At 74.8% G+C, this 19604-nt stretch carries 16 protein-coding genes; 8 read left to right on the top strand and 8 right to left on the bottom strand.

Annotation, left to right across the window (positions count from 1 at the left end; translation table 11 throughout):
* Positions 1-151: 151 nt before the first annotated feature.
* Both ACFZCD_RS21165 and ACFZCD_RS21160 read left to right on the top strand, forming a co-directional pair.
* Positions 152-757, top strand: a complete 606-nt coding sequence (locus tag ACFZCD_RS21165; protein ID WP_391833009.1) for a hypothetical protein — start codon at positions 152-154, stop codon at positions 755-757.
* Between the two features lie 126 nt (positions 758-883).
* The gene (locus tag ACFZCD_RS21160) at positions 884-3319 is read left to right on the top strand and encodes a right-handed parallel beta-helix repeat-containing protein (RefSeq protein ID WP_391833007.1); all 2436 of its coding nucleotides are present in this window, start codon (positions 884-886) and stop codon (positions 3317-3319) included.
* Here ACFZCD_RS21160 and ACFZCD_RS21155 read toward each other — a convergent pair.
* The gene (locus ACFZCD_RS21155) at positions 3289-5727 is read right to left on the bottom strand and encodes a hypothetical protein (protein WP_391833005.1); all 2439 of its coding nucleotides are present in this window, start codon (positions 5725-5727) and stop codon (positions 3289-3291) included. The two genes, ACFZCD_RS21160 and ACFZCD_RS21155, sit on opposite strands and share 31 nt — an antisense overlap.
* A 145-nt stretch (positions 5728-5872) precedes the next feature.
* On the opposite strand from ACFZCD_RS21155, the gene ACFZCD_RS21150 reads away from it, so the two are divergent.
* Positions 5873-6724, top strand: a complete 852-nt coding sequence (locus ACFZCD_RS21150) for a DeoR/GlpR family DNA-binding transcription regulator (RefSeq protein ID WP_391833003.1) — start codon at positions 5873-5875, stop codon at positions 6722-6724.
* Between the two features lie 46 nt (positions 6725-6770).
* Here the strand turns inward: ACFZCD_RS21150 and ACFZCD_RS21145 are convergent, their stop codons facing one another.
* Entirely contained in the window at positions 6771-7922 is a 1152-nt protein-coding gene (locus tag ACFZCD_RS21145) for a PLP-dependent cysteine synthase family protein (protein ID WP_391833001.1), read from the bottom strand.
* Positions 7923-8000: 78 nt separating this feature from the next.
* Here ACFZCD_RS21145 and ACFZCD_RS21140 point away from each other — a divergent pair, with 78 nt between their 5' ends.
* Together ACFZCD_RS21140 and ACFZCD_RS21135 are read left to right on the top strand one after the other, a co-directional pair.
* The gene (locus tag ACFZCD_RS21140) at positions 8001-8354 is read left to right on the top strand and encodes a hypothetical protein (protein WP_391832999.1); all 354 of its coding nucleotides are present in this window, start codon (positions 8001-8003) and stop codon (positions 8352-8354) included.
* Between the two features lie 198 nt (positions 8355-8552).
* Positions 8553-9116: an ATP-binding protein gene (locus tag ACFZCD_RS21135; RefSeq protein WP_391832997.1), complete on the top strand. Its 564-nt coding sequence runs from the start codon at positions 8553-8555 to the stop codon at positions 9114-9116.
* 327 nt (positions 9117-9443) lie between these two features.
* Here the strand turns inward: ACFZCD_RS21135 and ACFZCD_RS21130 are convergent, their stop codons facing one another.
* The gene (locus ACFZCD_RS21130) at positions 9444-9734 is read right to left on the bottom strand and encodes an SHOCT domain-containing protein (protein ID WP_391832995.1); all 291 of its coding nucleotides are present in this window, start codon (positions 9732-9734) and stop codon (positions 9444-9446) included.
* A gap of 253 nt (positions 9735-9987) precedes the next feature.
* The gene (locus ACFZCD_RS21125; protein WP_391832993.1) at positions 9988-11208 is read right to left on the bottom strand and encodes an ROK family protein; all 1221 of its coding nucleotides are present in this window, start codon (positions 11206-11208) and stop codon (positions 9988-9990) included.
* Between the two features lie 17 nt (positions 11209-11225).
* On the opposite strand from ACFZCD_RS21125, the gene ACFZCD_RS21120 reads away from it, so the two are divergent.
* Together ACFZCD_RS21120 and ACFZCD_RS21115 are read left to right on the top strand one after the other, a co-directional pair.
* A complete protein-coding gene (locus ACFZCD_RS21120; RefSeq protein WP_391832991.1) occupies positions 11226-12461 on the top strand; it encodes an MFS transporter in 1236 nt (411 codons plus the stop codon).
* A gap of 88 nt (positions 12462-12549) precedes the next feature.
* Entirely contained in the window at positions 12550-13449 is a 900-nt protein-coding gene (locus ACFZCD_RS21115) for a DUF2797 domain-containing protein (protein ID WP_391832989.1), read from the top strand.
* Positions 13450-13480: 31 nt separating this feature from the next.
* Here the strand turns inward: ACFZCD_RS21115 and ACFZCD_RS21110 are convergent, their stop codons facing one another.
* From ACFZCD_RS21110 to ACFZCD_RS21100, 3 genes are all read right to left on the bottom strand, one after another.
* Positions 13481-14182, bottom strand: coding sequence for a response regulator (locus ACFZCD_RS21110; RefSeq protein WP_391833140.1), 702 nt, complete (start codon positions 14180-14182; stop codon positions 13481-13483).
* A 79-nt stretch (positions 14183-14261) separates the two neighbouring features.
* A complete protein-coding gene (locus ACFZCD_RS21105; RefSeq protein WP_391832987.1) occupies positions 14262-15512 on the bottom strand; it encodes a sensor histidine kinase in 1251 nt (416 codons plus the stop codon).
* Between the two features lie 141 nt (positions 15513-15653).
* Positions 15654-16883: a geranylgeranyl reductase family protein gene (locus tag ACFZCD_RS21100; protein ID WP_391832986.1), complete on the bottom strand. Its 1230-nt coding sequence runs from the start codon at positions 16881-16883 to the stop codon at positions 15654-15656.
* A 175-nt stretch (positions 16884-17058) separates the two neighbouring features.
* Between ACFZCD_RS21100 and ACFZCD_RS21095 the strand changes: the two genes are divergently transcribed.
* Entirely contained in the window at positions 17059-18456 is a 1398-nt protein-coding gene (locus tag ACFZCD_RS21095; protein ID WP_391832985.1) for a dipeptidase, read from the top strand.
* Between the two features lie 78 nt (positions 18457-18534).
* Here ACFZCD_RS21095 and ACFZCD_RS21090 read toward each other — a convergent pair whose 3' ends face one another.
* The gene (locus tag ACFZCD_RS21090) at positions 18535-19572 is read right to left on the bottom strand and encodes an NUDIX domain-containing protein (RefSeq protein WP_391832983.1); all 1038 of its coding nucleotides are present in this window, start codon (positions 19570-19572) and stop codon (positions 18535-18537) included.
* Positions 19573-19604 lie beyond the last annotated feature (32 nt).

The following is a 19604-nucleotide window of genomic DNA, read 5'->3' as shown; positions in this document are numbered from 1 at the left end:
AGCATTTCCGTCACTCTCCTCCCCACCGCACGCCGGCCGTCAACGCGCCGCCCCGAACGGCATCCGGAGGAGGTGATTTTGCTCTCTCCGCCGTCTTCCTCCGCATGCGATGCCCTGTGTGAGGTATTTACGGACCCGGAAGGGGGTGAGCATGGTGCGCGCTACGGCACTCGCATGGCGATGGCGGCGCAATTCCCTGCGTCGCCGGACCGATGTCCTGGAAGCCTGGGTGGGGCTGGTCGCCGTGGTGCTCATGCTGCTCGCGGGCCCGGCCGCCGGCTGGGCCACGGGGTCGCTCGCCCACGAGGCCCTGCGGCACACGGTCCGGGAACAGCACCGGCACCGGCATCTGACGACCGCCACGACGCTGCGCGCCCTGCACGGCGGTCCTGCGGAGACCGACCGCGAGGCCACGGCGGGCCGTGAGGGACACCATCGGGTGGTCGCCCGCTGGCAAGGGCCGGACGGCAAGGAGCGCTCCGGCGTGGTCTCCGTACGCCACCCCACGCGCCCCGGGCAGCCGTTCCCGCTGTGGACGGACGACCAGGGGCGGCTCTCGGGGCGCCCCATGGACCACGACACGGCCGCCGTCCACGCCGGGCTGGCGGGCACCGGAGCGGCCGCCGTCGCCTGCGGCCTCCTGGAGGCGGTGCGCCGGCTGGTCGTATGGCGGCTCGTGCAGCGGCGGTACGCCCACTGGGACCGCGCGTGGGAACGGGCCGGGCAGACCTGGGGCCGGGCGGACGCAGGCAGCTGACCGGTCAACTCCCGGGGCCTGCGCGCGCTACGGTGGCTCCGGTGGCCGGTCCGGCACGTACCGGTCCCGGGTCCGGTACGCCGGTCCCGGGTGAACGCACGCACGAGGTGGGGGCAGAGCAGCACCATGGCACAGGGCTCGGTCCAGGTGACGCACACCGGCACGGCGCGATGGCGGCGGCGCACGGGCGAGTACGACTCCCTCGCCTCGGCCCTGGAAGCGGCGGTGGACGGGGACGTGCTGTCCGTCGCCCCCGGCACGTACCGCGAGAACCTGGTCGTCACGCGCGCGGTGACGCTGCGCGGCGCGGAGGGCTCGCGCGGGAGCGTGCGCATCGCGCCCGCCGACGGGATCGCCCTGACCGTACGGGCCTCGGCCGCCCTGCAGGACCTGCACGTCGAGGGCCACGACGCGGCGGCCCCCGCGCTCGTCGTCGAAGACGGCGCCCCGGAGCTGTCCGGCCTGCGGATCGTGACCCGCTCGGCGGTGGGCATCGAGGTGCGCGGAGGCTCCCGGCCGACGGTGCGTCAGTGCACCGTCGACAACGCGGGCGGCGTGGGCATCAGCGTCCTGGACGGGGCGGGCGGCCTGTTCGAGGAGTGCGAGGTGGTCGCCGCCGGGCAGTCGGGTTTCGCGGTCCAGGGCGGGGCGCATCCGCGCCTGGAACGCTGCAGGGTGCACCACGCGTCGGGCGCGGGGCTGTCGCTCACGGGCGAGGGCAGCTCGCTGGAGGCGGTGGGCTGCGAGGTGTACGAGGTGCGGGGCGCCGGGGTGCAGGTGGCCTCCAGAGCCGCCGGCCGGCTCACCGACTGCCGGGTGCACCGCACCTCCGGGGACGGCGTGACGCTGGACACCGACGCGGTGCTCTCCCTCGTCGACTGCGACATCCACGACGTGCCGGAGAACGGGGTTGACCTGCGCTCCCGTTCGGTGCTGTCGATGACGCGCTCGGCGATCCGCAGGTTCGGGCGCAACGGCCTGTCCGTATGGGACCCGGGCACGCGCGTGGACGCCGACCTGTGCGAGATCCACGACAGCAAGGGCGACTATCCGGCGGTGTGGATCAGCGACGGGGCGACGGCCTCCCTGGGCTCCTGCCGCGTGCACGACGTGCCGGACGCCCTGTTCGTCCTCGACCGCGGTTCGCACGTGGACGTGGTCGACAGCGACCTCTCCCAGGTCCGCAACACGGCCGTGTCGGTGAGTGACGGCGCGTCGGCCCAGCTCGCGGGGTGCCGGATCCGGGAGGCGGGCACGGGCGCCTGGTTCCGCGACCACGGCAGCGGCGGCTCGATGGCGGGCTGCACCATCGACGCCGCGGCGACGGGCGTCATCGTCACCAAGGGCGCCGATCCCACCGTCGAGCAGTGCACGGTGAGTTCGCCGGTGGAGGCCGGCTTCTACGTGTCGGCGGGCGGCCGGGGCACGTTCCACGAGTGCCGGGTGACGGGCAGCGGCGGCTACGGCTTCCACGTCATCGACGGCTGCCGGTCGACGCTCACCCGCTGCCGTACCGAGCGCTGCGAGCGCGGCGGTTACGAGTTCGCGGAGGCCGGCCCGGTCAGCGAGGGCTGTACGAGCGACGAGGCGGTCCCCTCCACGGCGGTTGCGGCGCTGTCCTCGGGGGGTGGTGCGGGCGGGGCGCCGGTGGCGACGGCGGCCGTCCCGCGGACGGTGCTGAAGCCGGTGGCCGTGCCGGTGCAGCGCTCCGCCGGGGAGGCGCAGCCCGCGCCCGCCGTACCGCCCGGAGCGCGTGCCTCGGTGACCGTCCTGCAGGAACTGGACGCGCTGGTGGGCCTGGAGAGCGTCAAGAAGGAGGTCCGCGCCCTCACGGACATGATCGAGGTCGGGCGGCGCCGGAAGGAGGCCGGGCTGAAGGCCGCCTCGGTGCGCCGGCACCTGGTGTTCACGGGCTCGCCCGGCACGGGCAAGACGACCGTGGCCCGGCTCTACGGCGAGATCCTCGCCTCGCTGGGGGTGCTGGAGCGCGGCCATCTGGTCGAGGTGTCGCGCGTGGACCTGGTGGGCGAGCACATCGGTTCGACGGCCATCCGCACCCAGGAGGCGTTCGACCGGGCCCGCGGGGGCGTGCTGTTCATCGACGAGGCGTACGCGCTCGCCCCGGAGGACTCGGGGCGCGACTTCGGCCGGGAGGCCATCGACACCCTGGTGAAGCTGATGGAGGACCACCGGGACGAGGTCGTGGTGATCGTGGCCGGGTACACCGACGAGATGGAGCGCTTCCTGACCGTCAACCCGGGCGTGGCTTCCCGGTTCTCCCGCACCATCACCTTCGGCGACTACGCCCCGGAGGAGCTGCTGCGCATCGTGCAGCAGCAGGCGGACGAGCACGAGTACCGGATCGGGGCGGGGGCGTCCGAGGCCCTGCTCCAGTACTTCCGGGAGATCCCGCGGGGGCCGGCGTTCGGCAACGGCCGTACGGCGCGGCAGACCTTCGAGGCGATGGTCGAGCGGCACGCGGGCCGGGTGGCGCAGCTGGCCGACCCGAGCACCGACGACCTCACCCTCCTCTACGCCGAGGATCTGCCGGCGCTGCCCTGAGGCGGCACGGGCATCCAGGCGGCGAGGCGCGCGAGCAGGGCCGCACGGATGCGGGCGAATTCGGGGTCGGCCTGGTAGTGGGAGTGGCCGAGGACGGCCGCGGGCAGCGGGTGTTCGGCGGTGCGGCCGTAGGCGAGGGGGTCCTTGAGGGGTCCGTGGTCCACGGCGGTGGTGGCGCTCGCGGTGTCGCCGGGGAGGCGGACGGGGCCGCCGATGGGGTCCGTGGAGCGCCACAGATTGCACCAGCAATGGACGTCGTCGTGCAGGGCAGCGAGCTTCACCGGGCCGAAGTAGGCGGGGAACCAGCGGCCGTACAGGCGCTCCAGGGGAGAGCCGTAGGTGAGCAGCGCGACCCGGCTGCGGGTGGCGGCGGACAGCTGCCAGACGGCGGCCGCGGCGAGGACGCTGCCCTGGGAGTGGCCGGAGATGACGAGCCGGCCGCCGGTGCGTTCGGTCCAGGTGCGCATCCGCCAGGTGAGGTCGGGGACGGCGCGCTCGGCGTAGCAGGGCGGTGCGAAGGGGTGGGCGGCGCGCGGCCAGAACGTGCCGACGTCCCAGAGGATGCCGACGGTGCGCCGGGCGGCGGGGTCGCGGTAGGCGCGGCGGCCCCAGGCGATCAGCAGGACGAAGCCGAGGCCGACGCACCACGAACCGAGCGCCTGGGCGGTCTGGGCCAGGTCCTCGACGACGGGGGCGGTGCCGGCGAAGGCCCGGCCCGGGACGTCGTGGGTGCCCCAGGCGCCTGCGACCGCTCCGGCGCCGAGGAGGAGGGTGAGCGCGGCGACGGTGCCGAGCACCCGGGGCGTGGCGTCGGTGAGCCCGGCGCGGGCGATGGTGCCGGCGATGGCGCGCGTGCGGGCGCTGTCGTGCGGTTCGCCGGGATAGTCGCCGGGGACGGTGCGGCACAGGCGCTTGCGCAGGCGTGCGGTGCGGACGGTCAGCGCGAGGAGCAGCAGGAGCAGGACCGCGAGGAGCGGCGGGATGACGGACGCCTGCCAGGTGAGCAGCACCGGCGGGCCGCCGATCGGGCCGTCGCCCATGCCGGGGGTGGCCGGGCCGTCGAGCCAGTCCGCGACGCGGTGGGCGACTCCTGCGGTCATGACGCCGCCGAGCGCGCAGGCGAGCGTGGCGACGGCGGGGCCCGCGAGCCCGCCCAGCGGGGTCCGCTCGACGGGGGCGGCGCGGTGCAGGCGGCGGGCGGCGAACGCGAGGAGGAGGACGAGGGCGCCCTGCCCGAGGGCGATCAGGCCGAAGGCGCGGTCGCCGGGGAGCATGCCGTGGGACTGCCAGCCGGGGCGGTCCCAGGCGGCGTAGACGGCGGAGAGGAGGAGCAGGCCGGCCGCGGTGCAGGGCAGGGCTGTGACGGTGATGCGGTCGGTCGTGTCGTCGGGGGTGTCCTCGCTGCGGCCCCTGCGGCAGACGGCGTGGAGGACGAACAGGGCGGCTGCGGCCAGGGCGGCGCCGAGGATCCGGCCCAGGGTGTCGAGGGCGGGGCTTCCGCCCGGGGCGCGGTCGTGGTGGGAGGCGGCCTGGGCGAGGAAGGCGGCGACGGTGAGGAGGGCCGCGGCGGTGTGGGCGGCGCGCAGCCGGGCGACGATGCGCCGCCCGTACCAGAAGCCGGGCAGGCACAGGGCGGGGCGGCGGGCCGGGCGGGCGGCCTCGTCGGTGGTGGCGCGCGCGGGCGGCTGGGTCTCGTACGCGCTCCAGGTGCGGCGGGAGAGGAGCCACAGCAGGCCGGTCACGGCGGTGGGCACGGCGGCGGCCAGGGCGAGCCTGCGGCCCGGCTCGCTCCACCAGCCGCCCCGGCCGGCGGACACGAAGCCGAGCCATGCCTTGCCCGCGGAACAGGCGGGCGTGCCCGCGCACTGCCACGCCGTCAGGTCGAGGGCCACTTCGCAGGCGGCCGCGGTGAGCAGCACGGTGAGGGTGAGGGCGACGAGCCGCACCAGCAGGCCGTAGGCCCGTACGGTCGTGGCGCGGCCTTCGGAGGTGGGCCGCATCCAGTGGGCGAGGTTGATGACCATGAAGGGCAGGAGCATCAGCCAGAGGGCGCGGGAGGCGTCGCCGGAGGTGAGGTTGGACCACACGTAGGCCTCGCGGACGGGCTCGCGGCGGTGGTCCGCGGGGCGTGTCTCGGCGTCGAGGTCGTCGACGCGGCGGTGGATGCCCGCGATGGTGTCGCCCGTGACGCGCACGGTGCGCGGATCGCCCAGCATGACCTGCGGCGTGGTGCCCCCGACGCCGTGCACGAGCAGCTCCAGGGCGAGCCCGGAGCCCTCCGGCGGTGAGACTTCTGTTGGCAAGGCTTCCGCAGGCACGTCCGTACCGGCTGTGCCGGCCTCGTGGGCTCCTTCGTCCGGCGCCACGGCGTACCCCCGATCCCGGTGCTTCGTACCGTCCACCAGCATGCTGACAGGAGCCACTGACATCCGGGGGGCAGGCAGCAGGAGAAGGCCCGATCGTGATCCGTCCGGACGAAGACGATCGGTACCGCGCACCGCGTGGGAGGATGCGCGCACGACTGCCGGTGGCTGACCGGAAAGGACGGGCCGGGTGAGCGACAACCAGAACCTCCTGGCGGAACAGCGGCGCGCGCTGATCCTCGACGAGGTCAGGAGGCGCGGTGGGGTGCGGGTCAACGAACTGACGCGGAGGCTCAACGTCTCGGACATGACGGTCCGTCGCGACCTGGACGTGCTGGCCCGGATGGGTGTGGTGGAGAAGGTTCACGGCGGTGCGGTGCCGGTGGCGGAGGCGACGGCGCACGAACCGGGGTTCGAGGCGAAGTCGGAGCTGGAACTGGCCGCCAAGGAGGACATCGCGCGGGCGGCGGCGCGGATGGCACCGGCGGGCAGTGCGATAGCCCTGGCGGGCGGTACGACGGTGTTCGCGCTGGCGCAGCGGCTCGTGGACGTTCCCGATCTGACGGTGGTGACGAATTCGGTGCGGGCGGCCGATGTGTTCCACGCCTCGCAGCGGCCGGTGACGGCGGTGGGGCCGTCGGCCCGGCCGGGGGCGGCGACGGTGGTGCTGACGGGCGGGGTGCGCACGCCCTCGGACACGCTGGTGGGACCGGTCGCGGACGCGGCGATCCGCTCGCTCCACTTCGACGTGCTGTTCATCGGTGTGCACGGCATATCCGCGGAGGCGGGCCTGTCGACGCCGAATCTGGCGGAGGCGGAGACCAACCGGCACTTCGTGCGCTCGGCCCGGCGCGTGGTGGTCCTGGCAGACCACACCAAGTGGGGGACGGTGGGGCTGAGTTCGTTCGCGACGCTGGACGAGGTGGACGCACTGGTCACGGATGCGGGGCTGCCGGAGGCGGTACGGCGCGAGATCGCCGACCGGCTGCCGGAGCTGGTGGTGGCCGATGCCGCCGGGGACTCCGCGGCGGGCCTTCGCTGACGCGGGCCGAGGGGAAGGGCCGGGACCGCATCGGGATGACGGTGGGTCAGTCCGGCCAGCGCCCCGTGGCCAGGAAGGTCGTGACGGCTCCGGCGTACGGCCCGATGTCCAGCCCCTGTTCGGCGAGCCAGGCATCGGAGTAGTACGTGTCGAGGTAGCGCTCTCCCGGGTCGCAGATGAGGGTGACGACACTGCCCTTGGAGCCGTTGCCGGCCATCTCGGCAACGATCTTGAGGGCGCTCCACAGCCCGGTACCGGTGGAGCCGCCCGCCTTGCGGCCGATGGCCTCGTCGAGGGCGCGCGCGGCCGCGATGCTCGCGGCGTCGGGGACCTTCATCATCCGGTCGATCGCCCCCGGCACGAAGCTGGGCTCCATGCGCGGCCTGCCGATGCCCTCGATCCGCGAGCCGCGCTCGCCCGTCGCCGTGGGGTCGTGGTTCCGCCAGCCGTCGAAGAAGCAGGAGTACTCGGGGTCGGCGACGCAGATGCGGGTGTCGTACTGCATGTAGCGCACGTAGCGGCCGATGGTCGCGGAGGTGCCGCCGGTGCCCGCGGTGGCCACGATCCAGGCGGGGATTGGGTGGCGCTCGCTGCGCAGCTGGCTGAAGACCGACTCCGCGATGTTGTTGTTGCCGCGCCAGTCGGTGGCCCGTTCGGCGTAGGTGAACTGGTCCATGTAGTGGCCGCCGGAGCGTTCGGCGAGGGCCGCCGCTTCCGCGTACATCTTGCGGGGGTCATCGACGAAGTGGCACCGGCCGCCGTGGAATTCGATGAGGCGGCACTTCTCGCGGCTGGTGGTGCCGGGCATGACGGCGATGAAGGGCACGCCGATCAGGCGGGCGAAATAGGCCTCGGAGACCGCGGTGGAGCCGCTGGAGGCCTCGACGACCGGGGCCTCGGGGCGGATCCAGCCGTTGCACAGGCCGTGCAGGAAGAGCGAGCGGGCGAGGCGGTGCTTGAGGCTGCCCGTGGGGTGGGTGGACTCGTCCTTGAGGTAGAGGTCGACGCCCCATTCCTCGGGCAGGGGGAAGCGCAGCAGGTGGGTGTCGGCCGAGCGGTTCGCGTCGGCCTGGACCTTGCGGACCGCTTCGTTGAGCCAGGCGCGGTAGGCCGGGTCGCTGCGGTCGACGTCGATGGTGTGCACGACGTTCTCCCGTTCCATCCGGGCCCATGCGGAGCACTCGGATATTTCGATCATAAATGGGCACTGGTGCGCGGGCCCCCTCACGGGCAGACTGCGCACGAGGCACACGAATCGGCCGGGGAGGCGGTTGGCGTGGCGGAGCCGGACTTCAAGGAACCGGAGTTCAACGCGACCGGGGTGCGGATCGAGCGGTCCCTCCGTTCGCTCACCCGGGCGGGCCAGGTGAAGATCAAGGACGGCAGGCTGGAGCTGCTCACCAGTTACGGCCGGGAGATCGACAGCGCTCCCCTGGGGGCGGTCCACGCGAGCAAGCCGTGGTTCGCCGGCCGGGACCGCGCCCGGGCGACGGTGAACGGCACGCGCTACGTCCTCACGCTGGGCCGGCTGGAGGATCCGTCGGGGGCGGAGGAGACCACGGGGGAGGCCGCCGTCCGACGGTTCCTGGAAGCCGTCCGCTCGGGACGCGGCGGTGACGCCAGGGGCTGACGGTGCAGAAGTTGCACTTCCGGCTGCCGCAGCCGACCCTTGACTCGTACCAGCATCACTGAGGGTTCACCGACGGCTACGCTCTGGATCAGTAGCCGTCGAGCGGCTCGGCAGCCACCGCCGCCGGCCCGGCCCCGGCGCGTGCCAGAACGCGTTCCTGAATCAGGCTAGCCCTACTTCTTCCAGGGAGTCGCAGCCGTGATCAGCCGACCCAACAAGCACTGCACCGTAGAGCTCCAGGCTCTTCCACCGCGGATCGGCCAGGTCCGCAGAATCGTATCTGCGCAATTGCGGTACTGGAATCTCGATCCGCTCATCGACCCCGCGGCGCTCTGTGTCACCGAGCTCCTCACCAACGTGCACCAGCACGCCGAGCCGGACAAACGATGCACCGTCGAGATCGACCTGGTGCTGGACCGGCTGACCGTCTCGGTCCGCGACCACGACCCGCGGCTGCCCCGCCTGGCGGACGCCGGCACCGGCAGCACCCACGGCCGCGGTCTCGCCCTGATCGCGGCCGTGAGCGACAGCTGGGGGGTGCAGGAGCGCCACGACGGCGGGAAGGTCGTCTGGTTCTCGCTGCCCGTCCCGGACGCGGCCGGCGCCCGGCAGGCCCGCGACGACCGGACCACGGTCACCCTCGAACCGCCCGTGCCGGCCCTCCCGCCGCTGGAGGAGCCTTCCTTCGAGCAGCCCGCCCCCGCCCGCCGGGCGGCCGCGGCGCTCCACCGCTCCCCCGTCCGCTCCGCCGTTCCCGGCTGACCGGACGGGGGTTCCCACCGTCCGGACGGCACTCGGCGCGCACGCCGCCGCGCCGGCGTGCAGGAGGTCCGGGCTGCCCTGCGTTGGACAACGCCCCGGAGCTGCCAGTTGGGCAGGCTGACCACACCGTGGGGCTTGCTCACCGGTGCGGCGGAGGGTTGGTGCACGGGCACGGCAGCGGCTCCCCCGTCGCTGCTGCCGAGGCAACACCCTTCCGCCGCAACGGTGAGCAAGCCCGCAGGTGTGGAGCTCCGCGGTCCCGTCGGTGTCAATGCCGCGCCGCCGAGGCTCCCGCGCCTGCCGAACAGCGGGGGCGCGTGCCCGCACTCATGACGCACCGCGCTTGCCGGGCGCCCCGAAGTGCTCCTCCAGGACGGAGACGCGCCGCCAGTACTCCTCCTCGTCGATGTCGCCGGCGGCGAACCGGCGGCCGAGGACGGTCAGCGGGGAGTGCTCGGAGCGCGCCTGCCGCTGGTGCCAGGGAGCGCGGCCACCGCGCCACACGGTGCGGCGCAGGACGGTGACGACGCCGATGACGACGGCTGCCCAGACGAGAGGGAAGAAGAGGATCCAGGGGCCGGGGCCGCCGTCGGCCAGGGCGTGGGCGAGGGTGTTCATGAGGGGTCGCCTCCTCGGTGGTGACAGGTTGCCGGCGGCTTCTGCCGCTCACCACCGAGCCTCCTCGTCGTGGGCCACCGCGTCGTCGTACGGCCGGCTGCAGTGCGGCTGCGGCGCGGGGAGTACGCCCGGGGGTTGCGCGTACTCCGTGCAGCCGTGCGGTCCTGGTGCGCCGCCGTTCGGGGACGTTACGGCCCACCGCCGGCCACGCGTGCGCGCGCACGCGTGGCCGACCTGACGGGGCGCCGCATTGTCAGCCCAGGACGGCCAGCGGGTCGTCCAGGACGGGCTGCCAGGCGGCTTCGGCAGCGCCGATCAGGCTGTTGAAGTCGAGCGTGCAGGGCAGGATCGGCACGCTGCCGCTGCGGCCCCACAGGCTGCGGTCGGCGACGACGGCGCGCAGCCGCTCGGGGTCGGCGTCGAGCAGGGCGCGGTGGAGCCCGCCGAGGATGATGCGGTCGGGGTTGAGGATGTTGACGAGACCCGCGAGGCCGAGGCCGAGCCGGTCGACGATGAGCTCGGCGGCGGCGCGGACGGCCGGGTCGGCGTACTCCGTACGGAGCAGGTCGCGGGACTGCTGCAGCAGGGACACCTCGGGGCCGGGGGTGCGGCCGGCCGCGGTGAGGAAGGCGAGCGGGTCGGTCTCGACGTCCAGGCAGCCGCGGCTGCCGCAGTGGCAGGGCAGACCGGCCGGGTTGACGGTGAGGTGGCCGACCTCCAGGGCGAGTCCGGAGCTGCCGCTGTGCAGACGGCCGTCGAGGACGAGCGCCCCGCCGACGCCGCGGTGGCCGGTGGCCACGCAGAGGAGGTGCCGGGCGCCGCGGCCGGCGCCGTGCCGGTGCTCGGCGAGGGCCGCGAGGTTGACGTCGTTGCCGGTGACGCCGGTGGCGGGGCCCTCGCCGGGGCCGGGGACACCGGCCTTGGCCAGGGCTTCGGTGAACAGGCTGCGGACCGGCGCCCCGGCGGGCCAGGAGAGGTGGAGCGGGTTGAGGGCGGTGCCGTCCGGTTCGGCGACGGCCGAGGGGACGGCGAGGCCCGCGCCCAGGCAGCGGCGGCCGGTCTCGCGCAGCAGGCCGGCGCCCGCCTCGACGACGGCGTCGATGATGTGCGACGGGTCGGCGGGCACGGTCATGCAGCCGGGCGCGGTGGCGACCACCCGCCCGCCGAGGCCGACGAGGGCGGCGCGGAAGCCGTCGGCGTGGATCTGGGCGGCGAGCACCACGGGACCGCCGGGCGCGACGGAGAGCCGGTGCGAGGGACGGCCCTGGGAGCCGGCGGCCGCGGGGCGGGCGTCGACGGTGATCAGTCCGAGGGCCTCCAGCTCGGCGGCGACGGCACCGGCGGTCGCGCGTGTCACGCCGAGTTCGGCGGTGAGCACGGCGCGCGTGGGGGCGCGGCCGGTGTGTACGAGCTCCAGGGCCGGGCCGAGGGCGCCGCGGCCCCGCTCCAAACGTGTTGTCCGAGTCTGGGTCACGCCCCTATTGTGACTTTGTGCCGACACTAAACAAAATACGGACGGCTCTTCTGGGCGACACGCGGACGATCCTTCCGGGCGAACGGCGTCCGGACCGGGGCAGTCCTGCCCTCCGCCGGCTCCGTATCGCCCTCACCCTGTTCTTCGCCCTCGACGGTTTCCTCTTCGCCGGCTGGGTTGTCCGGATCCCCGCCATCAAGGAGCAGACCGGCGCGTCCGCGGGCGCGCTGGGGCTGGCCCTGCTGGGCGTCTCGGCCGGAGCCGTGGCCACCATGGTGCTGACCGGCCGGCTGTGCCGCCGGTTCGGCAGCCACCCGGTGACCGTCGTCGCCGGCGCGCTGATGTCCCTGAGCATCGCCCTCCCTCCCCTGGTCCGCTCCGCACCGGCCCTCGGCCTGGTCCTGCTCGTCTTCGGCGCCGCCTACGGCGGCATCAACGTCGCCATGAACTCCGCGGCCGTCGACCTCGTCGCGGCGCTGCGCAGGCCCGTGATGCCGAGCTTCCACGCCGCGTTCAGCCTCGGCGGGATGCTCGGCGCCGGGCTGGGCGGACTGGTCGCGGGGCACCTCTCCCCCACCCGGCACCTGCTGCTCCTGACCGTGGCCGGGCTCGCCGTCACCGCCACCGCGGGACGCATGCTCCTCTCGCACCCCGCCCCGCGGGCCGAGCGTCCGGCGCCCGCGCCGGCGGCGGACGGCGGCACCTCGCGCCGCGGCAACCGGACGGTCGCCCTCTTCGGGGTGATCGCCCTGTGCACGGCCTACGGGGAAGGGGCCCTTGCCGACTGGGGCGCGCTGCACCTGCAGCAGGACCTCGGGGTCCACGCGGGCCTCGCGGCCGCCGGCTACTCCGTCTTCGCCCTGGCCATGACCCTCGGCCGGCTCAGCGGCACCTTCCTCCTCGAACGCCTCGGCCAGACCACGGCGTTGGTCGCGGGCGGGGCGGCGGCCGCGGGCGGCATGCTGCTCGGGGCGCTGGCGCCCACGGTGTGGGCGGCGCTCGCCGGGTTCGCCGTCACGGGCCTGGGCCTGGCCAACATCTTCCCCGTCGCGGTCGGGCGGGCCGGGGAGCTGGGCGGCCCGGGCGGCGTGGCCGCGGCCTCCACCTTCGGCTACGGCGGGATGCTGCTGGGGCCGCCGGTCATCGGCCTCCTCGCCGACGCGTCGTCCCTGCCCGTCGCGCTGACCACCGTCGCGGGTCTGGCGGCCGTGGCGGCGGCGATCGCCTACGCCACCCGCCGCACGGTCTCCTGACCCCGCTGACCTGCTGATCCACCCGGCGCGCGACGGCGTTGTCAGTGGCGGCTGACACAATCCGAAGGCGTGACGGAAGGGGTGGGTCATGAGGGCAGAGCAGGAGGAATGGCGCTGCGGCGGAGTGCGCTGGGGAGCCGGCGGACCGTCCCTGGCCTGGCTGCACACCACGCACGGGGAGCGCAGCACTCCGCTGCCCGCGGGGCGGCCGGTCGCCTTCACGACGGGTGCCGCACGGCGGTGCGTGGGGGTCCGCAGGGGCGGCAGGCGCACGCCGTGCCCCGCGGGGGCGGAGCTCACGCCTACCGCGGTCTCGGCGCAGTGCGCGGAGTGTGCGCGGCTCGACCGTTCGCACTCGGTGGCGGCCGACACCGCCCTCGACGACCCGCGCCCGTACGACGTGTATCTGGCCTGGTCCGTGCCCGGGGCGGTCAAGGCCGGGATCACCGCGGCCGAGCGTGAAGGCGTGCGCCTGCTCGAACAGGGCGCGCTGTCCTACGCGCTGCTGGGCCGCGGGCCTCTGATGGCAGCGCGCCGTGCGGAGGCCGTGCTCGGCGCGGCGCTCGCCGTCCCGGACCGCATCCCGTACGCCGCCAAGCGGGCCGCCCGCTGTCCCGCGCCCGCCCAGGAGTCGCGGGCGGCCGAGCTGGCGGCCCTGCACGCGCGCGCTTGTGCGCTGGAGACCCTGCCGGAGTCGCTGACCGTGCTGCCCTTCACCCCTGTGCACCACGACGCGGTCTTCCACCTCGGCCGGCTGCGGGACGACTGCGGGACGGTCGTCCTCGCGCCCGGGCGCACGATAGCGGGCACGGTCGCCGCCGTGGCCGGCCCCGACCTGTATCTGGACGCCGCGGACGGACGGCAGTTGCTGGTGGACGCGCGGCAGCTGGCAGGGTGGGCGCTCGTGGCCGCCGCGCCGGGGGCGGAGACGACCGCGGACGTGCAGGTGCGGCCGCCGGGCGCCGCCGGACCCGAGGCGCTGTTCTGACAGGAGGCCGCGTGCGGCGGCGGGTGCGGGCTCAGCCCAGCCAGCCGGGGCGGACGAGCCCGGTCTCGTAGGCGAGGACGACGAGCTGGGCCCGGTCGCGGGCACCCAGCTTGACCATGGCGCGGCTGACGTGGGTCTTCGCGGTCAGGGGGCTGACGACGAGCCGCCGGGCGATCTCCTCGTTGGACAGGCCGATGCCGACCAGCGTCATCACCTCGCGTTCGCGGTCCGTCAGCTCGGAGAGGCCCGGCGCCGCGGCGGGCTCCTTGGAACGTGCCGCGAATTCGGCGATGAGGCGGCGGGTCACGCCCGGCGAGAGCAGGGCGTCGCCGTGGACCACGGCCCGCACCGCCCGCAGCAGTTCCTCCGGTTCGGTGTCCTTGACCAGGAAGCCCGAGGCGCCGGAGCGGATGGCCTCGAAGACGTACTCGTCCAGTTCGAAGGTGGTGAGCATGATGACCTTCACGTCCGCGAGGGCCGGGTCCCCGGTGATCCGGCGGGTGGCGGCGAGGCCGTCGAGGACGGGCATGCGGATGTCCATGAGGACGGTGTCGGGCCGCAGCCGGCGCACGAGGTCGAGGGCCTGCTCGCCGTCGGCGGCCTCGCCGGCGACGGCGATGTCGGGCTGGGCGTCCAGCAGGGCGCGGAAGCCCGCGCGGACGAGCAGCTGGTCGTCCGCGAGCACCACGCGGATCGCCGGCACCTTCCCCGCCGCACCCGTCGCGTCCCTCATCGCGTCCCTCGTCTCGTTCATCCCGTCTCCCACGTCGCGCCTCTCCTCCCGCCACTCACCGCACCTCTTGTCCCGCCCCTCACGGCTCCCCCGTCCCGCCTCGTTCGCCTCGTGGTTCTCGTTGTTCCCGTTGTCCGCGGAGGGGCAGCCGGGCCCGTACGCGGAAGCCGCCGTCGGGCCGGACGCCCGCCTCGGCGGTGCCGCCCAGGGCCGCGGCCCGTTCGCGCATGCCGAGCAGGCCGTTCCCGCCGCCGGAGACCGTCCCGGAGAGCGCGGGCCCCTCGTCGTCGACGGTCACTTCGAGGGCGTCGGGGCCGTAGTGGAGGAGGACTTCGGCCGTGCGGGAGCCGGAGTGGCGGACGATGTTGGTGAGGGCTTCCTGGACGATGCGGAAGGCGGCGAGGCCGGCCCCGGGCGGCAGGTCCGCCGGCGGGCCCTCGGTCGTCACGTGCACGTCGAGTCCGGCGCCGGCCGCCTGCCGCGTCAGCTCCTGCAGCCGGTCGAGGCCGGGCGCCGGGGAGCGGGGCGCGTCGCCGGGCGCCCGGAGGGTGTCGAGGACCTGGCGGACCTCGCCGAGCGCCTCCTTGCTGGCGGCCTTGATGGTGGTGAGGGCCGTCCGCGCCTGCTCCGGGTGGCTGTCGATCAGGGCGAGCCCCACCCCGGCCTGGACGTTGATGACGGAGATGCTGTGCGCGAGCACGTCGTGCAGTTCGCGCGCGATGCGCAACCGCTCCTCGTCGGCGCGGCGCCGTTCCGCAGCGGCGTGTTCGGCCCGGGCGTGCGCCCACTGCTCGCGCCGTACGCGCACGAGCTCGGCGGCGGCGAGGAGGGCGGCGGCCCAGGCCGCGGGAGCCCACTCCGCTCCCCAGCCGGCCGGGCCGTCGCCGGCCGGTGGCAGCCACTGGTAGAGCCAGTGGGCGATGAGGAGGTGTACGGCCCACAGCAGGGCGACGGCGGACCACACCACGCGGCGGTGGCCCGCGACGACCGCGGTGAAGCAGCTCACCGCGACGCTGATGAAGACCGGGCCGTACGGGTAGCCGCCGCCCAGGTAGAGCGCGGCCGCGAGACAGGCACCGGAGACGGCGGCGACCGGGTGCCGGTGGCGCAGCAGCAGGAAGGCCGGGCCGGCTGCGAGCAGCACGCGCGCGAAGGAGTCCAGTGGCGCACGGCCGGGCTGGTGGAGCGCGGCGTAGGAGCTGCCGGCCTGCTGGACGACGGCAACGGCGAGCGTGGAGGCCCAGGGCAGGCGGCCCGGGCGGGCCCACCGCTCCCACGGCGGCCCCGCGCCGCTCTCCCGCGCCCACGGCGCTCGTCTCTCCCGGCCCATACGGGCAAAGCTAGCCGCCGCCGGCGCCCGCCGCGTCGGCCGCGCGGGGTGGGCGCGTCTACTCCGCCGGGAGTAGCCGTACCCGCCGCGCGCGAGGCCGCCCGGGAGCGGCCGGACGGGCTCCGGACGACGGCGAGGGAGCTACGGGCGGTCGACGGTGGAGAGCGCGCGCCGGGCCACCGGGTGGGTCCGGACGATCTCCGCGAGCGTCGTCTGGCCCCGGGTGATCCGGGTGAAGGCCTGCCACGCCGGGCGGAAGCCGGTCAGCGCGGCGTGCATCAGGCCCGGGCGGCGCTCGTAGAAGGCGAGCATGCGGCGCCCGACACCCATCTCCACGCCCAGCCCCGCCTTGATGGCGAAGGCGTAGTTGAGGGCCTGGCGGCGGGCGTCGACGGCGTCCTGCGCCTCGCCGATGCGGACGGCCCACTCGCCGGCCAGGCGGCCCGAGCGCAGGGCGAAGGAGATGCCCTCGCGGGTCCACGGCTCCAGCAGGCCGGCGGCGTCGCCGCAGACGATGACGCGGCCGCGGGAGAGCGGGGAGTCGTCCGAGCGGCAGCGGGTGAGGTGGCCGGAGGAGATGCTGGGCTCGAAGCCCGCGAGCCCGAGGCGGGCGATGAAGTCCTCCAGATACCGCTTGGTGCCCGAGCCGTCACCGCGCGCCGAGATCACTCCCACGGTGAGGGTGTCGCCCTTGGGGAAGACCCAGCCGTAACTGCCGGGGATCGGGCCCCAGTCGATGAGCACGCGCCCGGCCCAGTCCTCCGCGACCGTCGGGGGCACCGGGATCTCGGCCTCCAGACCGAGGTCGACCTGGGAGAGCTTCACCCCCACGTGCGCCCCTATGCGCCCGGCACTGCCGTCGGCGCCGACGACGGCGCGGGCGAGCACGGTCTCGCCGTCGGCGAGCACCACGGCGACCGTGCGCCGGTCGGGCACGGCCGGGCCGTGCTGCTCCACGCGCGCGACGGCCACGCCCGTGCGCACCTCGGCACCGGCATCCTTGGCGGCCTCCACGAGCGCGGCGTCGAACTCGGGCCGGTTGATGAGGCCGAACAGCATGCGCTTGGAGCGGCGCGTGCGCGTCAGCTTGCCGTTCAGGGAGAAGGTGACCGCGTGGACGCGGTCGCGCAGGGGCAGTTCGAAACCGGGCGGCAGAGCGTCCCGCGAGGGGCCGATGATGCCGCCTCCGCACGTCTTGTACCGCGGCAGTTCGGCCTTCTCCAGGAGCAGCACCCGGCGGCCCGCGGAGGCGGCGGCGTGGGCGGCGGAAGCCCCGGCGGGCCCCGCACCCACCACCACGACGTCCCACACCGGCTCCCCGGCCCCACCCGCGTCCCGCCCCGTGCCCGGGGCTGCGTTGTCGCTGCTCACCTGTGCTTCTACTCCCGCTCGATCACGGCTTCGGCTACCGCCCGCATCCTACGGCCAGGCCCTCGCCGCCCCGCCACGGGAAGGCCGTGGGCGGAGCGGGCCGGGGGCGTGGGAGGATCGACGGCACAATCGCCCATTCGTACGGATACAACGCCGCGTGCACAAGGAGCGTTCCATGGAAGCGTCCTCGAACCAGCAGCCCGGGCCGGTCCCCGCCGAGCTCGCGGCGACCGTCGCCTCGCTGCAGTCCCGCGCCAGGACCGAACTGGCCGAGCTGGTGGCCTTCCGGTCGGTGGCGGACGAGGAGCAGTTCCCGCGGAGCGAGTGCGAGGCCGCCGCGAACTGGGTGGCGGACGCCCTGCGCACCGAGGGGTTCCAGGACGTCGCCCTGCTCGACACCCCCGACGGCACCCAGTCCGTCTACGGCTTCCTCCCCGGCCCGGCCGGCGCCCCCACCGTGCTGCTCTACGCCCACTACGACGTGCAGCCCCCGCTGGACGAGTCCGCCTGGATCTCGCCGCCGTTCGAGCTGACCGAGCGCGACGGCCGCTGGTACGGCCGCGGCGCCGCCGACTGCAAGGGCGGCGTGATCCTGCACCTCACGGCCCTGCGCGCGCTCAAGGAGCACGGCGGCGTGCCGGTCAGTGTGAAGATGATCGTCGAGGGTTCCGAGGAGCAGGGCACCGGCGGCCTGGAGCGCTACGCCACGGCGCACCCGGAGCTGCTGGCCGCCGACAGCATCGTCATCGGCGACGCCGGCAACTTCCGCGTGGGCCTGCCCACCGCCACCGCGACGCTGCGCGGCATGACCCTCGTCCGTGTCCGGGTGGACACGCTGGGGGGCAATCTGCACTCGGGCCAGTTCGGCGGCGCGGCGCCCGACGCCCTGGCCGCGCTGATCCGCATCCTCGACTCGCTGCGCGCCGAGGACGGTTCGACGACCGTCACCGGCCTGGAGGCCGAGGCGGCGGCGAGCTGGGAGGGCATGCAGTACCCGGAGGAGGACTTCCGCAAGGACGCCAGGGTGCTGGACGGCGTGGAGCTGATCGGTTCCGGCACGGTCGCCGACCGGCTGTGGGCGCGCCCGGCGGTCACCGTCCTGGGCATCGACTGCCCGCCGGTCGTCGGGGCCACCCCGTCGGTGCACGCGGGGGCCCGGGCGCTGATCAGCCTGCGAGTGCCGCCGGGCACGGACGCCGCGGCGGCGACGAAGCTGCTGGCCGAGCACCTGAAGGCGGCGGCGCCGTGGGGCGCGCGCGTCGAGGTGGAGCAGGTCGGCCAGGGCCAGCCGTTCAGCGCGGACACCAGCAGCCCCGCCTACACGGCCATGGCCGACGCCATGCGCATCGCCTACCCGGGCCAGGAGATGCAGATCTCCGGCATGGGCGGCTCGATCCCGCTGTGCAACACGCTCACCGCGCTGTACCCGGAGGCGGAGATCCTGCTGATCGGGCTGAGCGAGCCGGAGGCGCAGATCCACGCGGTGAACGAGAGCGTGTCGCCGGAGGAGCTGGAGCGGCTCTCCCTGGCGGAGGCCCTGTTCCTGGGCAAGTACGCGGAGATGAAGCGCTAGCGCGCCGAATCGACGGTTCCCGGACGCGGCCGGGTCAGGTGCCGGGCCCCGGCCCGTCAGGGAGCCGGGGCCTGCGGATCACCCGACGGGGACGCCCGCTTCGAGGTTGAGGGGGCGCCCCTGCTCGCGGGCGCGCAGGGCCCAGCGCAGCCTGCTCAGCCGTACGGGCGGCAGCAGGGACGCCGCCTCCCTCTCGGTGACGAAGCGCCAGCCCCGCAGCTCGGAGCCGGGCAGCAGGAGCCGGCCGGCGTCGGCCCCGGCCAGCCGCCCGCCGTCGAAGAGGAACCGCAGGCCGCCGTAGCCCGGTGGCTTGGGCGGCTCCCAGTCGACGACCAGCAGGCGGGGCACGTCGGGGAGTTCGATGCCGATCTCCTCGGCCACCTCCCGCATCCCGGCGCGGGCGGGCGCCTCGCCCGGCTCCACCACGCCGCCGGGGAACTCCCAGCCCGGCTTGTACGTCGGGTCGACGAGCAGGACCCGGTCCTCCTCGTCGAAGAGCAGTACGCCGGCGGCGAGCGTCTCGGCCGTCGGCTCGGGGGTCTGCACGATCTGGCAGGCTCCGGCGGCGCCGCTGCGCAGCGCGTCCGCGACCCGCTCGGCCGCCTCACGCGGCGTCAGGTCACCGGTGTCGACCGCGTAGGCGTCGCGGCGGAGCCACGGCAGCGCCTCCCGGTACGGGGCGATGTGGTCCAGTGCCCACCGCCGGACGGACTCGCTGCGCTCGGGGTCGTCCGCGAATTCCTCGCGTCCGGCGATGCGTCCGCGCAGGATCGTTTCGTCGGCAGTCAGCAGCACATGCCGGACGGGGATGCGGCGAGCGGCGAGGCCGCCGAATATCTCGTCCCGGTACTCCTGGCGCAGCAGCGTCATGGGGACGACGAGCACCCCGCCGACCTCGGCGAGCAGGGCCGCCGCCGCGTCCACGACCAGCCGCCGCCAGACCGGCAGGTCCTGGTAGTCGCCGACGTCGTCCATTCTCTTGGGCGGCAGCAGATGGCGCAGCGCTCCGCCGATCACCTCGGGGTCGTAGAGGGTGCTGTCCGGGATCAGCCCGGTCAGTTCCCTGGCCGTACTGGTCTTCCCCGCACTGAACGCGCCGTTCAGCCAGACGATCACGGTTCCCCCTTCTCCGTAGCCCCCTGTGAAGT

Origin of the sequence: Streptomyces sp. NPDC008001, from assembly GCF_042958085.1 — a bacterium.
In the GTDB taxonomy this organism is placed as follows: Bacteria; Actinomycetota; Actinomycetes; order Streptomycetales; family Streptomycetaceae; genus Streptomyces.
Note: the sequence above shows the minus strand (reverse complement) of the source record. Positions and strands in the feature narration are given on the sequence as shown.

Coding starts and splice junctions, on each gene's coding strand:
- ACFZCD_RS21095 (WP_391832985.1), top strand. CDS start 17,059: ATGGAAGCGTCCTCGAACCAGCAGCCCGGGCCGGTCCCCGCCGAGCTC.
- ACFZCD_RS21160 (WP_391833007.1), top strand. CDS start 884: ATGGCACAGGGCTCGGTCCAGGTGACGCACACCGGCACGGCGCGATGG.
- ACFZCD_RS21130 (WP_391832995.1), bottom strand. CDS start 9,734: ATGAACACCCTCGCCCACGCCCTGGCCGACGGCGGCCCCGGCCCCTGG.
- ACFZCD_RS21155 (WP_391833005.1), bottom strand. CDS start 5,727: ATGCTGGTGGACGGTACGAAGCACCGGGATCGGGGGTACGCCGTGGCG.
- ACFZCD_RS21105 (WP_391832987.1), bottom strand. CDS start 15,512: ATGGGCCGGGAGAGACGAGCGCCGTGGGCGCGGGAGAGCGGCGCGGGG.
- ACFZCD_RS21115 (WP_391832989.1), top strand. CDS start 12,550: ATGAGGGCAGAGCAGGAGGAATGGCGCTGCGGCGGAGTGCGCTGGGGA.
- ACFZCD_RS21110 (WP_391833140.1), bottom strand. CDS start 14,182: ATGAGGGACGCGACGGGTGCGGCGGGGAAGGTGCCGGCGATCCGCGTG.
- ACFZCD_RS21145 (WP_391833001.1), bottom strand. CDS start 7,922: ATGATCGAAATATCCGAGTGCTCCGCATGGGCCCGGATGGAACGGGAG.
- ACFZCD_RS21165 (WP_391833009.1), top strand. CDS start 152: ATGGTGCGCGCTACGGCACTCGCATGGCGATGGCGGCGCAATTCCCTG.